This window comes from Actinoplanes sp. NPDC023936, from assembly GCF_040639325.1.
Lineage (GTDB): Bacteria > Actinomycetota > Actinomycetes > Mycobacteriales > Micromonosporaceae > Actinoplanes.
In genome coordinates this window covers 57,619-78,144 of sequence record NZ_JBEZZR010000008.1, presented here as the reverse complement: position 1 = coordinate 78,144, position 20,526 = coordinate 57,619, and the positions used below count along the sequence as shown (strand labels likewise).

20 protein-coding genes are annotated in these 20,526 nt (G+C 71.5%); 12 read left to right on the top strand and 8 right to left on the bottom strand.

Annotation, left to right across the window (positions count from 1 at the left end; translation table 11 throughout):
- The first annotated feature begins 189 nt into the window (after positions 1 to 189).
- Both AB0F72_RS13740 and AB0F72_RS13735 read left to right on the top strand, forming a co-directional pair.
- Positions 190 to 2,445: a helix-turn-helix domain-containing protein gene (locus tag AB0F72_RS13740; RefSeq protein WP_360430076.1), complete on the top strand. Its 2,256-nt coding sequence runs from the start codon at positions 190 to 192 to the stop codon at positions 2,443 to 2,445.
- Positions 2,331 to 4,736: a helix-turn-helix domain-containing protein gene (locus AB0F72_RS13735; RefSeq protein WP_360430074.1), complete on the top strand. Its 2,406-nt coding sequence runs from the start codon at positions 2,331 to 2,333 to the stop codon at positions 4,734 to 4,736. The genes AB0F72_RS13740 and AB0F72_RS13735 overlap by 115 nt, the downstream gene beginning before the upstream one ends.
- 93 nt (positions 4,737 to 4,829) lie before the next feature.
- Here the strand turns inward: AB0F72_RS13735 and AB0F72_RS13730 are convergent, their stop codons facing one another.
- On the bottom strand, positions 4,830 to 5,798 hold the full coding sequence (locus AB0F72_RS13730) for an AraC family transcriptional regulator (protein ID WP_360430072.1): 969 nt from the start codon (positions 5,796 to 5,798) through the stop codon (positions 4,830 to 4,832).
- Between the two features lie 115 nt (positions 5,799 to 5,913).
- Here AB0F72_RS13730 and AB0F72_RS13725 point away from each other — a divergent pair, with 115 nt between their 5' ends.
- The 3 genes from AB0F72_RS13725 to AB0F72_RS13715 all read left to right on the top strand — a co-directional run bounded on the left by AB0F72_RS13725 (position 5,914) and on the right by AB0F72_RS13715 (position 8,139).
- The gene (locus tag AB0F72_RS13725) at positions 5,914 to 6,201 is read left to right on the top strand and encodes a DUF1330 domain-containing protein (protein WP_360430070.1); all 288 of its coding nucleotides are present in this window, start codon (positions 5,914 to 5,916) and stop codon (positions 6,199 to 6,201) included.
- 169 nt (positions 6,202 to 6,370) lie between these two features.
- Entirely contained in the window at positions 6,371 to 7,528 is a 1,158-nt protein-coding gene (locus AB0F72_RS13720; protein WP_360430068.1) for a serine hydrolase domain-containing protein, read from the top strand.
- Between the two features lie 95 nt (positions 7,529 to 7,623).
- Entirely contained in the window at positions 7,624 to 8,139 is a 516-nt protein-coding gene (locus tag AB0F72_RS13715; protein ID WP_360430066.1) for an STAS domain-containing protein, read from the top strand.
- Between the two features lie 147 nt (positions 8,140 to 8,286).
- On the opposite strand, the gene AB0F72_RS13710 is transcribed toward AB0F72_RS13715, so the two are convergent.
- Both AB0F72_RS13710 and AB0F72_RS13705 read right to left on the bottom strand, forming a co-directional pair.
- Entirely contained in the window at positions 8,287 to 9,045 is a 759-nt protein-coding gene (locus AB0F72_RS13710) for a hypothetical protein (protein ID WP_360430064.1), read from the bottom strand.
- Between the two features lie 109 nt (positions 9,046 to 9,154).
- Positions 9,155 to 10,735 (bottom strand): Na+/H+ antiporter, encoded by a 1,581-nt coding sequence (locus AB0F72_RS13705; RefSeq protein WP_360430062.1) that lies wholly within the window; start codon positions 10,733 to 10,735, stop codon positions 9,155 to 9,157.
- Between the two features lie 31 nt (positions 10,736 to 10,766).
- Here AB0F72_RS13705 and AB0F72_RS13700 point away from each other — a divergent pair, with 31 nt between their 5' ends.
- The 5 genes from AB0F72_RS13700 (at position 10,767) to AB0F72_RS13680 (ending at position 14,103) form a co-directional block, all read left to right on the top strand.
- Complete coding sequence (locus tag AB0F72_RS13700; RefSeq protein ID WP_360430060.1) at positions 10,767 to 10,940, top strand: hypothetical protein; 174 nt, start codon at positions 10,767 to 10,769, stop codon at positions 10,938 to 10,940.
- Entirely contained in the window at positions 10,937 to 11,467 is a 531-nt protein-coding gene (locus AB0F72_RS13695; protein WP_360430058.1) for a SigE family RNA polymerase sigma factor, read from the top strand. The genes AB0F72_RS13700 and AB0F72_RS13695 overlap by 4 nt, the downstream gene beginning before the upstream one ends.
- Positions 11,454 to 12,587 (top strand): hypothetical protein, encoded by a 1,134-nt coding sequence (locus AB0F72_RS13690; protein ID WP_360430056.1) that lies wholly within the window; start codon positions 11,454 to 11,456, stop codon positions 12,585 to 12,587. Before AB0F72_RS13695 ends, AB0F72_RS13690 begins: the two co-directional genes overlap by 14 nt.
- Before the next feature lie 221 nt (positions 12,588 to 12,808).
- On the top strand, positions 12,809 to 13,420 hold the full coding sequence (locus tag AB0F72_RS13685) for an NAD(P)-binding domain-containing protein (protein WP_360430054.1): 612 nt from the start codon (positions 12,809 to 12,811) through the stop codon (positions 13,418 to 13,420).
- A gap of 110 nt (positions 13,421 to 13,530) precedes the next feature.
- Positions 13,531 to 14,103: a DM13 domain-containing protein gene (locus AB0F72_RS13680; RefSeq protein ID WP_360430052.1), complete on the top strand. Its 573-nt coding sequence runs from the start codon at positions 13,531 to 13,533 to the stop codon at positions 14,101 to 14,103.
- 33 nt (positions 14,104 to 14,136) lie between these two features.
- On the opposite strand, the gene AB0F72_RS13675 is transcribed toward AB0F72_RS13680, so the two are convergent.
- Positions 14,137 to 14,598, bottom strand: coding sequence for a VOC family protein (locus tag AB0F72_RS13675; RefSeq protein WP_360430050.1), 462 nt, complete (start codon positions 14,596 to 14,598; stop codon positions 14,137 to 14,139).
- A gap of 101 nt (positions 14,599 to 14,699) precedes the next feature.
- Here AB0F72_RS13675 and AB0F72_RS13670 point away from each other — a divergent pair, with 101 nt between their 5' ends.
- Complete coding sequence (locus AB0F72_RS13670; protein WP_360430048.1) at positions 14,700 to 15,707, top strand: YafY family protein; 1,008 nt, start codon at positions 14,700 to 14,702, stop codon at positions 15,705 to 15,707.
- A gap of 367 nt (positions 15,708 to 16,074) precedes the next feature.
- Here the strand turns inward: AB0F72_RS13670 and AB0F72_RS13665 are convergent, their stop codons facing one another.
- On the bottom strand, positions 16,075 to 16,218 hold the full coding sequence (locus tag AB0F72_RS13665; protein ID WP_360430046.1) for a hypothetical protein: 144 nt from the start codon (positions 16,216 to 16,218) through the stop codon (positions 16,075 to 16,077).
- 617 nt (positions 16,219 to 16,835) lie between these two features.
- Between AB0F72_RS13665 and AB0F72_RS13660 the strand changes: the two genes are divergently transcribed.
- Positions 16,836 to 17,039 (top strand): cold-shock protein, encoded by a 204-nt coding sequence (locus AB0F72_RS13660; RefSeq protein ID WP_360430044.1) that lies wholly within the window; start codon positions 16,836 to 16,838, stop codon positions 17,037 to 17,039.
- Between the two features lie 8 nt (positions 17,040 to 17,047).
- Here AB0F72_RS13660 and AB0F72_RS13655 read toward each other — a convergent pair whose 3' ends face one another.
- From AB0F72_RS13655 to AB0F72_RS13645, 3 genes are all read right to left on the bottom strand, one after another.
- Complete coding sequence (locus AB0F72_RS13655) at positions 17,048 to 17,812, bottom strand: hypothetical protein (RefSeq protein WP_360430042.1); 765 nt, start codon at positions 17,810 to 17,812, stop codon at positions 17,048 to 17,050.
- Between the two features lie 255 nt (positions 17,813 to 18,067).
- Complete coding sequence (locus AB0F72_RS13650; RefSeq protein ID WP_360430040.1) at positions 18,068 to 18,424, bottom strand: hypothetical protein; 357 nt, start codon at positions 18,422 to 18,424, stop codon at positions 18,068 to 18,070.
- Positions 18,425 to 18,709: 285 nt separating this feature from the next.
- Positions 18,710 to 20,377 (bottom strand): sigma-70 family RNA polymerase sigma factor, encoded by a 1,668-nt coding sequence (locus AB0F72_RS13645; protein WP_360430038.1) that lies wholly within the window; start codon positions 20,375 to 20,377, stop codon positions 18,710 to 18,712.
- Between the last annotated feature and the right edge of the window lie 149 nt (positions 20,378 to 20,526).

Below are 20,526 nucleotides of genomic sequence, written 5' to 3'. Positions count from 1 at the left end.
GCTGAGCTGGATGCAATGCCGTTCCCCCGGAAAACGCTGCGCGCACACTACCGGACGCGCGCGGTGTGACAGCCGTCATGGCCGCCGTCAGCAGGGAAGACAACGCTCCCCGCCGTAGCCTTCATTTCACTTGATCGGCCTCGGTCGCACCACGAAGAAGACACGCAGTTTTGGCGGAAGGCACTCACCGTGGACGGTGAACAGTTCGGGTCGCTGCTGCGGCGACTGCGCACGATGGCGGACCTGACGCTGGAGCAGCTCGCCGAGGCAGCCGGTGTCAGCGATCGTGCCATCAGCGACATGGAACGCGGCATCAGCCGGAGACCGCGCGTCAGCACCGTCGAAGCGCTCGCCGACGCCCTCGGTGTCGATGACGCCGGCCGTGACGCACTCGTGGCCGCGGCGCGGGCCGGACGCGGCGCCGGGACGACGACGTCGCGCGACGTGCTGCCGTTGCCGCGTGCGGTCGCCGACTTCACCGGCCGGGACGCCGAGCTGGCGTGGATCCATGACCGGGCAGCGGCGGCGAAGGCCACGGCGCCCAGCCCCGTGCTGCTGCTCAGCGGCCTGCCCGGCATCGGCAAGACCTCCCTGGCGGTACGGGCCGCGGCGGAACTGGCGGGCCTGTTCCCCGACGGACGGCACTTCCTCGACCTGGAGGGACTGGCCGGCGAACCGCTGAGCGCGACCACCGTGCTGACGCGGCTGATCCAGGCCGTCGCACCGGACATCGGCCGCTTCTCGCGCCGGCTCGCCGACGCGACAGCGCTGTGGCACCGGCTGGCCGGCGGCCGGCGGATGCTGATGGTACTGGACAACGCCGCCGGCGAGGACCAGATCCGGGCCGCGCTGCCCCCGCAGGGCCCGGCGGTCGTGGTCGTGACCAGCCGCCGGATCCTCAGCGGGCTCGGTGACGCCGAACGGCTGCGGCTCGCGGCCCTGCCGGAGCGGGAGGCGGTCCGGCTGCTGAGCGCCATCACCGTCGACCGGCCCACCACCCCCGAGGATCTGCGGCATCTGGCCCGGCTGTGCGCCAACGTGCCGCTGGCGATCCGGGTCGCCGGCAACCGGCTGGCCAGCCGCCCCCGGTGGAGCGCCGGTGACCTGATCGCGCGGCTGGCCGTGCAGGAACGCCGCCTGGACGCCCTGGTAGCCGGAGATCTGCAGGTCAACGCGACATTCGCGCTCTCCTACGAACAGCTCCCGCAGCCGGCGCGGCAGCTGTTCCGCCGGCTGTCCCTGATTTTCGGCACCAGTGCCGGTGAGCAGGTAGCGGCCATTCTGCTCGGTGACGCCGCTGACGCGGCGGACACCCTCGACGCTCTCGTCGAATTGGGCTTGCTCCAGGGGTACGGGGCCGGCCGCGCCCGATTCCACGACCTGTTGCGGCTCTACGCCCAGCAGCGACTGCGGCAGGAGGAGAGCGCCGAGCAGATCGAGGCCGTCCGGACCCGGCTGCGCGACTGGCTGCTCGGCACCGCCATCGCCGCGGGCAGCAGGTACGAACCCGAAGGCGGCGCTGCGGCACCGGAACCGCGACTGGCCGCGCTGGATTCCCCGGAGGCGGCTCGTACCTGGCTGATGGACGAGTCGGAGAACTGGTTCGGTGCGCTGACCGCTGCCGCCACCGCCGGAGAACACCAGCTGGTCGTCGACGTCGCGGAGTCGTTGCACTGGTTCTCCGACTACTGGCTGCACTGGGGCAGGTGGCACGAGGTCTTCGCGCTGGCTGCCGAGGCCGCTCGCCGGTTGGGTGACGATGTGGTGCTGGCGACGCAGCTGGGATACCTGTCCTGGGCGCACACGTTCTGTCTGGGGGAGTACGACACCGGGTTGCGGCATGCCGAGGAGGCGTTCCGGTGCGCCGAACGCGCGAGCGACCCGCTGCAGATGGCGTGGGCCCGGATGTACCGCTGGTGGGCCTTGCGGGGACAACTGCGTCACGAGGAGGCGCTGCTGCCCGCCCGGCAGGCCGCCGAGTATTTCGCCGCCGCCGGGGACCGGGCCGCTCTGCCACAGGCGTTGCTCGCCCTCGGGGATTCGCTCTTCGAGATCGGTCGTCACCACGAAGCCCTGGAAGCCATCAACCGGGCGATAGCTCTGGTCACCGACCCGGCTACCGCGCCGAGGCTCACGATCGCTCGCCAGACCGAGGTGTCGGCGCGAAGCTACGCGGCCCGCGCCCACTACCAGCTGCAGGAGTGGAACGCGGTGGTGGAGACGGTCTCTGTCGCGCTGCGGCGGGACGGTCAACCGGCGCCGATGCAGACCCGCATCCGTTGCCTGCAATACCGGGCGAAGGCATATCGGGAGCTGGGCGACGTGGCGTCGTGCCGGGCCGACCTCGAGGCGCTGCTGCGGTTACAGGTTTCCTCCCGCGACGACGCCGGAGCCACCGAGACCGAGCGAGCTCTGCGCAACCTTCAGGACCCCGCGCGCCACTAGAGGATCATGGTGCACGACGAGGACACGGGCGGAAGGTCACCATCCTGAACGGCGACGACTTCGGATCCCTGCTGCGGCGGCTGCGCGCGGCAGCGGAACTGACACTGGAACAGCTCGCCGAGACGGCCGGACTCAGCGACCGGGCGATCAGCGACATGGAACGCGGGATCAGCCGGGGACCGCGCGCGAGTACCGTCGCCGCGCTCGCCGACGCACTGCGCCTGGGGGAGCCGGAACGGGCCGCGCTTGCCGCGGCGGCGCGCGCCGGCCGCCGCAGCGGACCGAGCCTGTCGCACGGCGCTCTACCGCTGCCCCGGACGATCACCGACTTCACCGGCCGTGACGCCGAACGGGACTGGATCCGCAGCCGGGCCACCGCGGCCAAACCCGGCGAACCGGGGCCGGTGCTGCTGCTGAGCGGCTCGCCCGGCATCGGCAAGACGTCCCTGGCAGTCACCGCCGCGGCCGAGCTGGCCGAGGCATTCCCCGACGGCCGGTACTTCCTCGACCTGCAGGGGCTCGCCGAGCAACCGCTGAGCCCGACAGCGGTGCTGGTGCGGCTGATCCAGGCGGTCGCACCCCAGATCGGTCGTTTCTCGCATCGGCTCGCCGACGCCACCACGCTGTGGCGCAGCCTCTGCGCCGGCCGGCGGATCCTCGTGGTGCTCGACAACGCCGCCGGCGAGGCCCAGGTTCGTACCGCCCTGCCGGCAGAGGGGCCGGCCGCGGTGATCGTGACCAGCCGCCGGATGCTCAGCGGCCTGGAAGGTGTCGACCGGCTGCGGGTGGCCTCGCTGCCGGAACATCAGGCGGTCCGGCTGCTCGGCGTCATCACCGCCGACCGGGCCGAGAACCCCGGGGATCTGCGGCACCTGGCGCGGCTGTGCGCGAACGTCCCGCTGGCGATCCGGGTCGCCGGGAACCGGCTGGCGAGCCGGCCGCGCTGGAGCGCCGGTGACCTGATCGAGCGGCTGACCGTCCAGGAACGCCGCCTGGACACGCTGGCCGCCGGAGATCTCCAGGTCAGCGCGACATTCGCGCTCTCCTACGAGCAGCTCTCGCCGCCGGCCCGCCGGCTGTTCCGCAGGCTCAGCCTGATTTTCGGCAGCACCGCCGGTGAGGAGGTCGCCGCGATCCTGACCGGCGATTCCCCGGGCGACGCGGCTGACGCCCTGGACGAGCTCATCGAGCTCGGTCTGCTCCAGGAATCCGAAGGCGCCCGGGTCCGGTTCCACGACCTGCTGCGGCTCTTCGCCGGGCAGAGGTTGCGGCAGGAGGAGAGCGCCGATCAGGTCGACGCCACCCGGGGCCGGCTGCAACGCTGGCTGCTGGGGACCGCCGTCGCGGCCGGCAGCTGGTACGAGCCCGGCGGCACGGCCGAGGCCCCGGAGCCGCGGCTGGTCCCGCTCGATTCGCCCGACGCGGCCAAGACCTGGCTGATGGACGAGGCGGAGAACTGGTTCGGGGCGCTGGCCTCGGCAGCGGCCTCCGGCGAGCATCGGCAGGTGGTCGACGTGGCGGAGTCGTTGCACTGGTTCTCCGACCACTGGATGCACTGGGGTCGATGGCACGAGGTCTTCGCGTTCGCCACCGAGGCCGCCCGCCGGCTCGGCGACGACCGCCTGGTCGCGACACAACTCGGCTACCTCTCCTGGGCCCACCTCATCTGCCTGGGCGACAGCGAGGGCGGCGTCCGGTACGCGCGGGAGGCGTTCCGGTTCGCCGAGCGAGCCGCGGATCATCAACAGATGGCCTGGGCGGACACCTATCTCTCCTGGGCGCTGCTGCTGCAGGAGCGCCACGACGAGGCGCTCCCGCCGGCCCGCGACGCCGTCGAGAACTTCCGGCTGGCCGGCGACTACGCCGGGGAACAGTCCGCGCTCGTCGGTCTCGGCGACGCGCTACGTCTGGTGGGCCGCTACGACGAGGCGCTGGCCGCTTTCGATCAGGCGTTCGCGCTGTTGAACGACCCCGCCACGGCACCGATCGAGACGATCGCCCAGCAGGCCAGGCTGTCGCTGGGCGGTCACACGGCTCTGGTCCACCTGGAGCGTGGTGACTGGCCGGCCGTGGTGGAGGCGGCGACCATCGCGTTGGCCCCCGCTGATGTGCCGACCATGATGCAGGGGCGTATCCGCGCGCTGCGGTGCCGGGCGCGGGCCTACCGGGAGCTGGGCGATGTCCCGGCGGCCCGAGCCGACTTCGAGGCGCTGCTGCTGTTGCAGAGCGCCACCAATGACGAGGCCGGGATCGCGGAGACCGAGCAGGCTCTGCGCGAGCTACCGCGATGAGGCTCGCGGCGTCAGCTGGCAGAGCGGCTGGCATCGGCCGACTGAGCAGCAGCCCGGCCGTGGTCAGGCGCTGTCTGGTCACGCGCTGTCTGGTCAGGCGCTGTGCAGCACGCTCGCGTCGTCGACGTCGTGGTCGTGCTGAACCGGCCGGGCCCGGTGGTCGCGGCGGAACCGGCCGGGGGACACCCCGTACTGCCGTTTGAACGCCGCGGCGAACGCGAACTCCGAGGAGTAGCCGACCCGGCGGGCGATCGTGGCGAGCGCGGCGTCGTCGCGGCTGAGCAGCCGGGCCGCCGTGTTGAGCCGCCACCAGGTCAGGTAGGCCAGCGGGGCCTGGCCCATGGTGGCGGTGAACCGGCGCGCGAACGCGGTGCGGGACAGGCCGGTCAGCTCGCCTAGCTGCTGCACCGTCCAGGGCCGTGCCGGGTCCTGGTGCATGTGGTGCAGGGCGGTGGCCACCGCCGGGTCGGCGAGCGCGGCCGACCAGCCGCCGGAGGCGCCGGTGGCGCTCTGCTCGTCGAGCCAGGCCCGCAGCACATAGATGAGCAGCAGGTCGAGCAGGGCGGGCAGGGCCGCGTCGGCGCCCGGCCGGGCGGTGGTGAGGTCGGCGCCGAGCAGGTCGACGGCCGCGCGCAGCGCCGGGTGCCGGCCCAGCTGCGCGGGCAGGTGGATGACCTCGGGCAGGTGGCGCAGGAAGGGATGCGCCGTGCCGTGGTCGAGCCGGTAGGCGCCGCACAGCAGCAGCGCGTCGCCGGCGTCCGGGTCGCCGTCGCCGAGATCCGGGCCGTCGGGGGACTGCGGCGGCAGCCGGTCGAGGGCACGCGCCGGGGTGTCGCTGAGGCCGTGCACGGCGCCGTGCGGCAGGAACACGACATCTCCGGCGGTGAGCCGGATCGGCTCACCGCCGGGCGGCAGCAGCCAGCAGGAGCCGGCGAGCACGACATGAAAACCCGCTCCCGGGTACGGCCCGAAGCGGTTGCCCCACCGGCCCAGATGCCGGGTGCGGGCGAACTTGGCGCGGCCGGTCCGCATCGACGCTATGACGTCACTGAGCACATCCACCCGTCCATGTTAGCGGGACGCTCACGTATGTTTCCGCGTGTTTCACGCATAGAAACGACCGCGAAGGCGGCTTAACGTTGGGATCACCAAGCGACACGGCAAGGAGAAAGAGCACATGACTGCGTACGTCGTCATCGATCTCGACGTGGACAGCGCCGAGGGTTTCCAGGAATACCTCGACGGCGTCGGCCCGCTGCTGGAGCGCGCCGGTGGCCGCAACGTGCTGACGGAGCCGGACGCCCTGGTGCTGGAGGGCGACTGGCGGCCGCCGACGCTGGTCATCCACGAGTTCCCGGACAAGGCCGCGGTGCAGCGGTTCTGGGATTCGCCGGAGTACCAGCCGCTCAAGGAGATCCGCCGCCGCCACTCCCGGGTGCGGGTGGTCGTCGGCGAGAACAGCTGACCGGCGCGTGGCCGGGCGGCCGGATCATCGCCGCGGCCGGCGCCTGAACCCGGGGTAGGGGTGACCCGGTGGTCGGGTTACCCCTACCGTCAACCGGCCAGGTGGCCGCATGGGCACGGTAAAGGATCTTCGACAAGCTCGATGTGTCACTTCCATCGAAGGAGTCCCTGTGTCCTACCCGCACCTGTGCCGCCGGATCGGCGTGGCCGCCACCGCGGCACTCACCGTGGGCGCGGTGGCCGTCAGCAGCACGCCCGCAGCGGCCGCCGCCGGCCGTGACGACGTCGCGGCGAGGCTGCGCGCTCTGGTGACCGAGCAGCACTTCCCCGGCGCCGTCGCGACCCTGCACAGCCGCGACGACCGCGAACGCCGTTACACCGCTGGCGTCGCCGACCTGCGAACCAAGGCGCCGGTTCCGGCCGGTGGGCAGGTCCGCATCGGCAGCAACACCAAGACGTTCACGGCCGTGGTCGTGCTCCAGCTCGTCGGTGACGGCCGGATCCGCCTGGACGAACCGGTGGAGACCTATCTGCCGCGACTGGTGCGCGGCGACGGCATCGACGGCCGCCGGATCACCGTGCGCCAGCTGCTGCAGCACACCAGCGGGCTGCCGGACTACGCGGCGGCGTACCTCGCCGACGACATCTTCCCCGTGCAGCACCGCTACGTCTCCCCGCGCGACCTGCTCGACCTGGCGCTGGCCGGCAAGGCCGAGTTCGCCCCCGGACAGGGCTGGGCCTACAGCAACACCAATTACCTGCTTGCCGGGCTGCTCGTCGAACGGGTCACCGGCCGCCCGGTCGGCGAGGAGATCACCCGTCGTATCCTGCGGCCGCTGAACCTGCGGGACACCTACTTCCCGTCCGCCGGCGACCAGGACATCCGCAAGCCGCACCCGCACGGGTACCACCTGGACACGACCGGGACACTGCGCGACGTCACCCGCCTCGACCCGTCGTGGGGCTGGGCCGCCGGTGGCATGATCGGCACCACCGCCGACCTCAACACGTTCTACTCCGCGGTGCTGGCCGGGCGGCTGCTCGGCGAGGCGGAACTCGCCGAGATGCGCTCCACCGTCGCGGCGCCGGGCATGTGGGCGGGCGCCCGATACGGTCTCGGCATCATCAGCACCCCGTTGAGCTGTGGTGGCCTGATGTGGGGTCACGGCGGCGACATTCACGGATACGAGACCAGGGACGGCGCCACCGACGACGGACGGGCCGCGGCGGTCGCCGTCACGGCGCTGCCGGGCTCGGTGCCGGAGCCGGAGAAGGCCGCTGACGCCGTCGTGCGTTTCGTCGACACCGCCCTGTGCCGGCTGACCTGAGATCTATAGGCGATCAACGCCGATTCGAGCATCACCCGCGGGGAGCAGGCTGGTCGTGGACGCCGCCTCAAGCGACGTGACGAAGGGAATCCTTCATGACCACCTCGATACTGGACATCGCCGTCGACGTCGATTTCCCACCCGCCTGCTACCTGAGCCTGCGCGGCGAACTGGACCTCAGCGGAACCGCCGAGCTCGCCGCGGCGATCGACGAGGCACTCACCGCCGGGGCCGAGCACGTGCTGATCGACCTGTACCAGCTGACCTTCATCGACATGACCGGCGGCGGGACGCTGGTGCGCTGCCGGGCTGCCAGCACCGCGGCCGGCAGCGGATTCCTGGTCACCGGCGCGCGCGGCTTCGTCCGCCGGGTGCTGGACATCTCGGGCATCTGGCCGCTGATCAGCCGGCCGAACCTGCCGGCGCCGGCCGCCGTGGCGGCTCGCACGCCGGTACTTCCCGTTCCGGTACCCGCGAGCACGTGGTCGCGTACCCCGGCGCCGGTCTTCCCCCGGCCGGGACAACCCGCGCCGGCCTTTCCCCGGCCGGGACAACCCGCGCCGGTCCTTCCCCGGCCGGGACAACCCGCGGCGGCGAGCAGCCGTCCGTGACCGATGCCGATCACGCAGCCGACGGGCCACCACGCCCGCGAACGCCGGCGACCGGCCCCGCCTCCGCAACGGAAGCAGGGCCGGTCGCCGGCGTGCCCGGCGGAGGCGCCGGTGAAGGGGGAGGCGGCGGCGGGCCGGCCGCCGGGGTCAGTCGCCGAGCTGCGGCAACGTGGCAGCGCCGTTGTCGACGAACGTGAATCCGGTCGCGGCGCTGTCGCCCAGCTCCTCGGCGATCAGCCCGCCCTGGCCGGAGACCCGCAGGTACGCGCCACCACTGCTCAGCGAGTAGACCGGACGCCCGCCGGCCTCCTGGCCGTTCTGGCGCTGGATGGAGAAGAGCTGCCCGGCCCGGCCGGCGTCACAGGGCGCGGCCTCGACCGTCAGCGAGCTGCTGCCGTTGGTCTTCAGGCCCAGGCACGACGGCTCGCCGCCCGCACCCGCCCGGGCGGTCTTGATCAGATGCCGGTTGCCGGACGGCGTCAGGACGAACAGCCCGCTGTCGGTGGGTCCGTCGGTCAGCGTGAGCCGGCCGGCGTCATCGATCACCACGATGGACTCGGAACTCTCGACCGGCTTGATCACGACCTGCCGCCGGCCGTCGAGGATCGCGCCGGCGGACGCTGCCGCCGGCCGCGACGTGGCGCCCGCGGTGGGCGTGCGCGTCGCCGGCGGGGCCTGCTCGGCGTCGTCGTCGCCGGGCGAGGCCGGCTCGGTCGCGTCCACGGTGGTCCCCGCGGTGGCAGTGGTCTCCGCGGTGGCAGTGGTCTCCGCGGCACCGGTGGTGGTCGTCACCGGTGCGGACCCGGGCGCGGTGGGCGCCGGCGAAGTGTCCGTCGAACAGGCCTGCGAGGTCAGCGCGACAGCGACTGCCGTGGCCAGCAGGACAGGGGTACGAGAGCGGAGCAAGGAGTGGTCCTTCCGGTGAGGGCTCGACCGGCGCCACGCCGGCCCAGTTGATCATCCCCATCGTGCGGTCGCGCCGGATCGGTGGTTCCCGCCTAATTTCCGGAGCGCTTCAGCGGGACCGCGCCTCGGAGTGGCCGGCGTCGTCGAGCCGGACCGCCCACCGCGCCTCCTCATGATCCAGGCGCTCCTGAATCTGCCACATCAGGGAGTCCTCGACCTCGTCACGGGAGGCCATCGCCACCAGCTCGCGGCGCATCTCCTCGAGCAGCCGCAGCCGTACCCGGGTGACGTGCCGGTCCTGCTCGGTGGGCTGGCCGCCCCGGCGGTGCTCGTCATGGAGGCCGGCGAGCACCTGCTCGATGACCTCGGGCGACGCGTCACCGCGTACCGAAGGGATGTCGAGCGCGGCGAGCGCGTGGTCAGCAAGTCGCTGATCGACCCGGCGCAGCGCCGCCTGAGGGTCGGCGTCCTCTGCGGCGATCCGCGACCAGCGAATGACCAGCGGCAGGGTCGCGCCCTGCACGAGCAGGGTCATCGCGACCACCATGAACGTCAGGATGAGGATCTCCGCCCGTCCCGGGAACGCGGCGCCCGACACCGCCACCGGCACGGTCAGGGCCACCGCCATGGAGATGCCGCCGCGCATGCCGGCCCACGCCAGCACGATACGAATCCGTGCCGGGGCCCGCAGCGTGCGCTGGACGGGCCGGCGATCCACCAGCCGCAGCGCCCACGCGCTGACGAACAGCCAGCCCGCCCGGACGGCGAGGACCACCACCGCGATCGCCACGCCCCACCCCACGAGGCGTACCGCCGCGGCCGTGTCCACCGATGTGAACAGGCTGCGCACCTGGAGTCCGCTGACGACGAACAGGGCACCACCGAGAAGGAACGTGGTGATCTCCCAGAATCCGTACGCCTGCAGCCGGGACCGGCCCGTCGTGATCCGCCGGGAGCGGCGGCTCACGGTCAGCGCGCACGTCACCACGGCCACCACACCCGAGGCGTGCACGGCCTCGGCGGGCACCGCCGCCACGAACGGCAACGCCACGGCGACGGCGCCGTTGACCATCGGGTCGGCGACGCGGCGCAGCACCAGGAGGCCGAGGACCCCGGCGAGCAGGCCCGCGGCCAGCCCCACGGCGTACGAGCGCAGCAGGTCCACCCCGAACGACCAGCCGTCGGTGCTCTCGCCGTGGCTCACCGCGATCACCGCGGCCAGCACCACCAGAGCCGTGCCGTCGTTGATCAGGCTCTCCGCCCGCAGCACCGTCATCCACCGGCCGGGCAGCGCCCGCGCGTACGCGGCCACCGCGCTCGCATCGGTTGGCGCCACCGCGGCGCCGAGCGCCCAGGCCGCGATCCACGGCAGGCCTGCGGCGTGCGCGACCACCGCGGCGGCCGCGGCGGTGAGCAGCACCAGCGGCACGCCCAGCAGGAGAACCGGTCGCCAATAGCGGCGCAGGTGGTGAATGGAGGTGGAGTAGCCCTCCCAGAACAGCAGCACCGGCAGGACGACCAGCAGGACGAACTCCGGCGGCAGTTCGACATGTGCCGCGGCGGGGACGGCCGAGAGCAGGCAGCCCGCCAGGAACAGGACCGTGGGCGCGGGAAGCCGGACCAGCCGCGCCAACGCCGGGGACACGGCGATCAGGCACACGATCGTCACCAGCAGCAGTTGCATCTGCATCGAGGATCCTCCACCGGGTCGAGGTGGCTCGATGATCGACGACGGCGGGCTCGGCCGTATCGGTGGCCGTCGCCTAAATCGCGTGAACACCGGTTCTCGCGCGGCCGTGTTCGGCACGTTGCGGAAAGTTACGTCCCTGGCGTTTGCAACCTTCCAGCGCCGACTTGGCGTTTTTCTCGCGCCTAAGGAGGTAGCTGAATCTTGAACGCCGAGGACGAGGACGAGTTCCGTCAGTTTGTCGCGGCCCAACTGGGACCGCTGCGCAAACAGGCGTATCTCACCTGCGGCAACTGGCACACGGCTGAAGACGCCGTGTCCAACGCTCTGGCCAAGCTCTATCCCCGCTGGGGCCGGGTGGACCGACCCGACCTGTACGTCCGGACCATGGTGCACCGCGCAGCGGTCTCCGAGGTGCGGCGCCCGTGGCGGCGGGAGAGCTCGGCCGGCGACGCGATGCCCGACATGGCCACCCGTGACACCACCGGCGTCACCGACGAGCAACTGCGGGTGCAGGCCGCGCTCAAACAGGTCCCGCGCAAGCAGCGCGCCGCCCTGGTTCTGCGTTTCTACCTGGGGCTGAGCCTCGAGGAGACGGCCCGGGTGATGGGCATCAGCCTCGGCACCGCGAAGAGCAACACCGCGAGAGGCCTGACCCGGGTACGGGAACTGCTGGCCGCCGAGGACATCGACATGGTCGACGATATTGAGGAGTTGGCGAATGCGCATGCATGACGTGCTCGAACTGGCGGCGGCCCACGAACCGCCGCACGGCAGCACGGTGGAGGACATCGTCACCCGGGGACGGCGGGCGCAGCGCGTACGCCGGGCCGGCTGGACCGGGGCGGGCGCCGCGGTCGTGGCGGTCGTGGCCGCCGCCGGGCTGACGATGCCCACCGTGCTCCCCGGCGGCCAGCAGGCAGCTGCCGGACCGTCGTTCGAGATCCCGGACAATCCCTTCAGCTTCACGTTCCGGGCGTTCGACGCCGGGCGCTGGCATGTGCAGGATCCGATCGTCGCCTCCACCGCGTACCAGATCGCCTCGGTCTACCTGGACGGGCGCATCACCCACGACAAGGCGGTTCCGGCGACGGATCTGCCGGACCCCGTAACGCCGGGCGCCCGCAAACGCGAGGAGACCATCGCCGCCCATCTGACCCTGTACCGTCCGGGCGCGTTCGACCCGGCCAAGCTCGGCGGCGCGAAGCAGCTCACCGTCGACGGGCACCGGGCCTGGCAGTTCACCGGCAAGGGCGGCACCGACGACATCACCCGCCGCGTGCTGGCCTGGGAGTACACGGAGGGTGGCTGGGCCGTTCTGGAGTCGCACTCCAACAGCGCGGCCGACCCCACGGACGCCGACCTGCGTCAGGTCGTCGCCGGGCTGGAACCGAGCCCGGCGACCGCGGCCACGCTGCCGTTCCGGATGGGCTACGTGCCGGCCGGCTACCAGGCGGTGGAGCTGGGATCGGGCGCTCTGCCCGGCCTCGAGGGCATCGCCACCGCTCGCGACGGAGAGTACGGCGGCGCGAAGTTCGCCGACCCGGCGCCGGCCACCAGCGGCCTGGCCAGGCCGTTCGGCAGCGTCTCCGAGGCGGAGCTGCCCGGCAGCTTCCTGGTCGTCGTCGGCCGCACCGCCAACTCCAACCAGGGACCCGGTGACGCCACGATCAAGTGCACCAGCGGTTTCTGCACCACCCACCGGGTCGACGGCAAGGTCGTCGTCCAGGTGGCGAGCGAAGGCCGGCTCATCGACGCCGAGATGACCAAGATCATCGAAGGCATCGAGCTGGCTGACGTCGACCAGCCCGCGAGCTGGGTCGACGCCGCCACCGCCCTGCGCGCGGAGTTCTGACCGAGCCCCGGGCCTGCGACGCTTCCCCCGGCGTCGCAGGCCCGGCCCCGGCGTCGCTCGTGCTCTTGCCGGCCGGCGACGACGCGGCGTTCCGCACCGCGGAGAGCCGATTAGGCGAGAAACACCGATTCGAACCGGTGCCGCCGCGTTCCATCCTGAAACCCGTCACGGGGTCCTGCTGCACGCGGCAACCGCCGCCCAACCCAGAACGGGGAACAATCATGAAGATCGCGGTGCTCGGAGCGGGCAACGTCGGCACGGTGCTCGGCTACGGCCTGCTGGACGCCGGGCACGGCGTGGTGTTCGGTGTCCGTGACTCACCGGGCCGGCAGGGCTTCAGCGCACCCGTCGCCGAACTCACCGACGCCATCACCTCCGCCGAGGTCGTCGTCAACACCCTGCCCGGCTCGGTGACACTGGACGTGCTCGGGAAGATCGGTCCGGGCCCGTTCGGCACCAAGGTGCTGATCGACGTGGCGAACGCCATCACCCCGGCCTTCGAGCTGCTGTATCCGGGCGACAGCCTGGGCGCCAAACTGCAGGCGCTGCTGCCCGACGCGAAGGTGGTGAAGACCCTCAACACCGTCCCGGCCGCGGTGATGACCAACCCGGGCGCCCTGCCCGAGCGCAGCTCGGTCTTCCTCTCCGGTGACGACCGCGACGCCAAGCAGATCACCGGGCAGCTGCTCACCGGCCTCGGCTGGCAGCACGAGGACCAGGTCGACCTCGGCGGCATCGCCACCGCCCGGGCCACCGAGCACTACCTGTACCTCTCGCTGGCGATCGGGGCGGTCAGCCCGTCCGGTCAGTACAACGTGTCCGTGATCCGCTGACGTGACGCTCGGCGCGGCGTCCTCCCCGGCGCCGCGCCACGCACCGGCCGTAAGGGGCTCGTAAGCCGGTGGGGCTGGTGTCATCGAGGCTCGGCGGGTTGACTCGAACGATGATTCGCCGACTTCTCACCAGACCCGTCACCTGGGTCGTCGTCGCCGTGCTCGGCATCGGCGGCGCGGGAGCCCTCTACTGGTTCCAGCCGTGGCGGTTGTTCACCGACACCGTGGTGGCGGACGCCCTGTCCACCGTGTCGTCACCACCGTCGGACGCGCCTTCACCTTCCGCACCTTCCACGCCGTCCGCGTCCGCGCGGGTGGTGTCGCCTGTGGTGATCGCGGAGGGCACCTTCGTGACACATGAGCACGACACCAGCGGCACCGCCCGGATCGTGCGCAACCCGGACGGCAGCCACCAGCTCGAACTGGCCGGACTCGACACCAGCGACGGACCCGACCTGCGCGTGTGGCTCTCCGACCAGGGGGTGACCACCGGCACGGCGGGATGGCACGTGTTCGACGACGGTGAATACGCCGAGCTGGGCAAGCTCAAGGGCAACCGCGGCGATCAGGTGTACCGCGTCGCCGACGGTGTCGACCCGGAGGTGTTCCGGAGCGTGAGCATCTGGTGCAAGCGGTTCGCCGTCTCCTTCGGAGCGGCCGAGCTGAGCGAGGTCAGGTCGTAGAGGTGGCGGCGACGGCTGCGCGGGAGTGCTTGCTCAGCCGGCGTACGGGGCGGCGACGTCGAGGATCCAGGTGACGCCGAAACGGTCGGTCAGCATTCCGAAGCCGGGCGTCCACGGCGAGGGGCCGTACTTCTCAATGATCTCGGCGCCGTCGGCGAGCTTGTCCCAGAGCGCTCCGACCTCGTTGACGGTCTCGCCGCGGACGGACACGAAGAACCGGTCGCCGGTCAGCGTCATGCCGTGCTCGCGGGTGGTGATGGCCGGCGGCACCGCCTCCGGGGCCCGGCCGGGCACGTCGTAGGCCATGATGCTGAATCCGTTGTCGGCAGTGACCTGGCCGAAGACCACCTTGTCGGCGTCCGGCAGGTCCTTCGGCATGCCGAAATCGCCGTACGCGATGACGGTGAGGTGGCCGCCGAACACCGACTGGTAGAACTCCAGCGCCGTACGGGCGTCGCCGCGGAAGTTCAGGTGCGTGGTCGTGGAGATGGTCATGGTGACTCCTCGGTCGTGGCAGCCGGTGCATCCGGCTGAGACCAAGATTCGCAGCGGTGGGTGACAGGAAGTGTCACCTACTCAACGGCAGAATCAGATCCATGCCGAAAACCTCCGCGCGCCTGCTGGCCGTGCTGTCGCTGCTGCAGACGCGCCGGGACTGGTCGGGCACGGCACTGGCCGACCGCCTGGACGTCAGCCTGCGCACCGTGCGCCGTGACATCGACCGGCTCCGCGAACTCGGCTATCCCATCGCCGCGGTCAAGGGCCCGGACGGCGGGTACCGGCTGAGCGCCGGCACCGAACTGCCACCGCTGTTGTTCGACGACGACCAGGCCGTCGCGCTCACCGTCGCCCTGCAGATCGTCGCGACCACCCAGGGCGGCCGGCTGGAGGAGGCCGCCGGACGGGGCGGCTCTCTGGGGGAGGCCGCCGAACGGGCGCTGAACACCATCCGGCAGGTGATGCCCTCCCGGCTACGGCATCGCGTCGACGCGCTGCAGGTCACCGCCGTCGACCGCCCGGTCACCCGGCCGGCCGCGCCCGTCGGCGGCGATGTGCTGCTGGCGATCAGCGCGGCCGTGAAAGCGCGTGAAATCCTGCGCTTCGACTACGGCTCGGGCGGGGCGGACCGGCCCGCGCGGCGCGTCGAGCCGCACCATGTGATCACGTGGGATGGCCGGTGGTATCTGGTCGCGTGGGATCTCGACCGCGACGCCTGGCGTACCTTCCGTGCCGACCGGATGAGCCTGCGTACCCCCAACGGGCCCCGATTCACGCCACGCGCGCTGCCCGGCGGAGATGTCGACGCCTACGTCATCAGCACGTTCCGCGGTTCCGGCGACGCCTCGGGAGACTGGCCCTGCCGGGGCACCGTGATCCTCGACCTGCCCGCCGCTGTCGTGGCCCGCTACACCCGGGACGGCGTCGTCGAGGAAATCGAACCGGATCGCTGCCGGCTCACCCTGGGGTCGTGGTCCTGGCCCAGCCTCGCCGCCGCCTTCGCCCGCTACGACGCGGGCATCACCGTCATCGGCCCGGACGAACTCACCGACGCTTTCGCCCGGCTCGCCCGCCGTTTCGCCGGTCTCGGCTCTCCTGCCGACTGATCATGCTGGGCCGGGCCGGCAGTGTCGCCGATGGAAAGGCCGCGCCTGTCCGATCAGGACTGAACACCCGCGAGAAATGTTCCTGTCCGGTGTCCGGTGGAAGAAGAATGGAAAATAGGAAAAGCACAACGCTAGCACGAGCGGAGCGTTCTTCACGTGCCAGAAATCGCGAACAGGATGGTGCGAGTTCTGCGCCGGGACGATTCCGTTCGGCGGGGTAGTGTGAGGGGTGAGCAAGCCGTCAGGCGGGGCGACCCGGTCGGTGACGCGCCGCCTGATCGAGGTGGCACCACGGCGAACACGGCGGTCTGCGCGTGCATGAGGCGTAATGCTTCGGCGCCGCGCGATCCCTGGGAGACCTGGCGGCTCATTGCCGCCCGGGCGTGTCGGCTTCCTGTTCGGTGCTCAGAGAGATTCGAATTCCGGTGCCGGTCTCTTCAATGGTGAATCCTCCACCTCGTCCGTCGCCGGGCAGCATCGCGTCATAAGGGTCGGCATTCGAGATGTCCACCGTCCCGCCTTCGCCCGGTTCGCCAGGTCGCCCGCGATTCGCCCGCTGGGTGACGGGATCGCCGAGTCTGCGTCCCGGCGGCCTCGCCGAGCCCACGCTGCGTCACGATGGGTGACTGTCCACGGGGAGCGCTACGGGGTGTGCGGCATTCTGTGGGGCCTCCCACGTCCGCGGCTTTCCGGAAAGCGCCGGCTTTACCCCGGACGCCGGCACGCCAGGTGACGACCCGGGGCGGTCGGTGACTACCCGGGGCAGTCGGTGACGACCCGGGTAGTCAGGCGGCTGCGAGCGGCGGCCGCCTCACCCCGAACTCGTCGCCCACCAGTGCCAACTCCAAGATCGACTTAGGCTCGGTGGCATCGAGCCCACGCGTGCGGTGACCGCCCCTCAGGAGGCGTCCCGGAAACCATCCGCAAGTTTTTGGGTCGGTAGCCGATTTTCTGTGATACGGTTCCCTCGTTGCAGTTTTGATTTCCGTAGACGTTTTCGGCGCCTGATGGGTTATCGAGCCCATCCAGGCGCTTTTTCGTTATCCGCGTCGAGGCGATGCGGGCGATCAACGCGGCGACGTGAGAGTCCGCGCGGTGCGGGCTCCGACAGCTTGCGAAGGAAAAGACATGGCTACAGGTACCGTGAAGTGGTTCAACGGCGACAAGGGCTTCGGTTTCATCAGCCAGGACGGTGGCGGCGCCGACGTATTCGCCCACTTCTCGGCAATCTCGGCGAGCGGCTTCCGCAGCCTTGAGGAGAACCAGCGGGTCGAGTTCGACATCACGCAGGGCCAGAAGGGCCCGCAGGCGGAGAACATCCGCGTTCTCTGATCCACACGTTACCGACGGCGGCTCGACTGGTTCAGCGAGCCGCCGTTGGCGTATCCAAAACTCAATCCAATCCGATTTTTCGCGGCCCGCGCTTCGCGGTTACGGGCCGTTCGAGGAAGGCTTATGACCACGATCACCGAGGCGCTACGGGCACCTGTTTCCCGCCCGCTCTCCGAACTTTCACGTTTCCGACGCCCGGCGCCTGTCGCGGTCGGCGCAAGTGTGACGCCGTTTCTCGCTCCCGCCGCCGCGGCTGATCTGACGCCGGCCCTTCCCGCATCGGACCGCGGTGAGCAGGCGATGCGCCGCCTTCGCCATCCGTTCGCGGCACAGTGACGACCGCTGACCGGCGATCCGAGCGCGTTCACCGCGACGAGAGCGCGATCAGCGTACGTAAGTAAGAACGAAGCACTCCTGTCACGCGATCGCCCGAAAGACCGTGCGACTCTGCTCGTCGAGCCGGTCGAACGGAACCGCCGCAGGCGCGGCGCCGGGTGATGTCGCCAGGTGACGGCGAACCCCAGTGGCACCGGCAGGCCGAGATTCCGGCGCAAGCCGTCCCAGGTGGCGAGCAGGACCGCACCGTGCCGGCCGGCAGACAACGCGGTGACCGGTGCGACGAGCATCAGCAGCCGCGGCGGTAGCCGGGGGGCGGTGAAGACCAGGCGCAGGTGCGCCAGGGACGCCAGCAGGGAGGTCTGCTGTGCCGGCAAGGGCACCGCCGTGCCGTCACGGGCGACGCCGAGCCGGCCGAGCACACGGAACTCCAGCAATGTCCGGTCCCTGTGCCTCCGGGATCGCCCGGGCGCATATCGGGGTTCAGCGCCCCGCACACCATGTCGCATGTGGACACCGTGTCCCGCGAGGCGCAGGTGCGGCGGTCGCCGGACGCCGCGGAACAGTCGATCGGCCTCGCTGAACAGTACGAATCGGCGGTCTCCGGACGCTCTCCGATCCCTCACCGGCCTGGTCAGAACGCCGGTCGGCGGCCTCCGGGACGTCTCAATCCCCGGTGACGACGCCGGCGGTCACCGTCGGGGTGATCGAGAGCCGGGCCGCCCGTTACGGGTCTGCCCGGATTTCCGCGGCCGGGCCGGCGGGTCGGACGGGGCGTCGACGGCGCCGGGATTGGAGAACACCATCGGCGGCGCCGAGACGCGCCCGGTGGTCTCCGGCGTCCACTGCGACGCCACGATCGCGGTTCCACTGACCGGCACCGGCGGCGACAGATGATCCAGCATCTGCTGGGCCTGAGCGGCATCGATGCCGCGACCCGGGTCGATGCGCACCCCCGCGGCATCGGCCAGATCCTCGATGTCCTCGCTGGTCACCGCCCCTGGGCTCAGGATGTTGAGTCGGCGGGCGAACTCCTGCACGCTGATCATCGGCACCTCCGTTCTTCCACACCTAGTGACACAGCGTAGCCCGCGCTGGTCAGTTCTCTTCGGGTCCTCCGGGGCGTCGACCGGCCGGTGTGCGGCCGCGCCGCCGCGGAGAAGGAACCACGGTCCGGCGAGCTCGTACCGCGCCAGTGATCCGGCTTGAGGATCATGTGTGATGTGCTTCGCGGCTGTCCGCGCGCCATCGACAAGCGAAGTGATTCCGTGGCACAGGATACAGCCCCCATGGTCCCGGCCGGGCAGCCGCACACCGGCTGCCGGCCGGTGGGGTCAACCGGTGGACAACGGTTCTCGGATCCGGAACGAACTCGCGGTCCGGAAGTCGTCGGTGTTCTTGGTGTAGCCGATGCCGAACCTGACGCCGTCCCAGCGCAGGAAGAAGTCCGGATAGTTGAACGAGCGGAGCATGACCGAGTCCGCGGCGATGCCGGGGCGCGGGCAGTACGTGGCGTCCTCGCGGAAGATCTGGCTGTAGTCGAAGGCGTCGGCCTGGCTGTACAGCTCGTAGTGGCGCAGGTAGGCGCCGTCGAGGGTGCGGAACGAGACGCACTGCGGGTCGGCCAGGCCGCGGACGGCTTCGAACGTGGCGAGCCGCCGGTCCGGGCTGCCGGTGACCGTGATGGTGTTCGCCGCGGTGTTGCTGACGTAGCCGCCGGCGACCCATTGCAACGACACCCGGCCGAGCGGCACGGCACCCACGGCGGCGGGCGATGCGGCGGGGGACCTGGTGGCGGACGTGGTGGGTGATGTGGGGCCCGGTGCGGACGCCGATGCGGAGGCGGGGGGAGTGGGTGCCGGCGGCCGGCCGCCGGCGGGTGTGTGCGCGACGGCCGGCGAGACGGTGGCGATCACGGCGGGCGAGCGCGGCTGGGACCGCGGCGCCGGGTCGGTGCGGACGGCGACCGGCACGGCGACCGCCGCGGCGGCGGTGAGGCCGGCGACGGCCGCGGCGATCGGGTGCGCGGCCACGAACTTCGCCACGGCAGCCTTCGCGGCGGCGGAGGCGGCCGTCGTGGCGCCACCAGCGGCGGCGATGGCGGCGACGGAGGTAGCGGCGGCGGTGCCGATGGATGTGGTGGCGGAGGCGGCGTCGGCCGCAGCGGTGGCGGCGCCGGCCGCGGTGGCTGCGCCGGCCGTCACGGTCTTGGCCAGGGTCGCGGGGAGCAGGCCGCCGGGCGCCACCAGGGCGGGCAGGGCGGCCAGGAGCCGGTCCGGCGGAACCCGGTGGGCTGCCGCGGCCGAACAGAGCGGGCAGGAGCGGACGTGGCGGCCGATGCGCTTGCGCCACAGCGCTGCGGGCCGGCCGTCCCAGCCGGTGAGGACGCCGGTGAGCTGCGGGCAGGGCGGGTCCACGGCGAGGGCGGTGACGACGGCGCGGGCCAGGTCGAGTTGCTCGCGCATGCGCTGCAGGCGCACACCGGCGTGGGCGGCGCTGAGCCCGGCGGCGCCGGCCAGTTCGGCGCGGCTGAGCAGGCCGGCGACCTCCTGCCACCACAGGGCCAGGATCACCCGGTCGTCGGGGTCCAGCCAGCGCGTGGCCTCGGCGATCTCGCGGCGCTGGCCGGACAGTTCGGCGCGCAGCGCTGTGACGTCCTCGACGCCGGCGTGCGGATCGGGCTGGTGCGCCGCCACGTCGAGCCCGGTGGTGCGGTCCTGCGCGGCCTGTCGCTGCTGCTGATGAGTGCCGACCTGGCGGACCGCGATGGCGGCCAGCCAGGACCGGAAACTGCCGGGCGTACGCAGGGACCGCAGGTCGCGGACGGCGCGCAGCATGGTGTTCTGCACGACGTCGTCGGTGTCGGCATGACCGCCGAGGGCGCGCCCGACGATGTTGTAGACCAGCGGCAGATGCGCGGCCATCAGCCGCTCCAGGGCCCGCCGGTCGCCGTCCTGGGCGGCGGTGACGAGGTCCGCCACGTCTGGTTGCGTCTGTTTCATAGCCCGGCCACCTTATGCCCGCCGGACCTCCAAGATCCTCAGTCGTTCAGCCGACGAAATTCGGTCGTGAAAAGTCGTTATGTGATCATGTCCGCGCTGGTCGCGCCGGGATTCGTCATCGCGCGGGACGACCAGGCGGGCCGCGTACG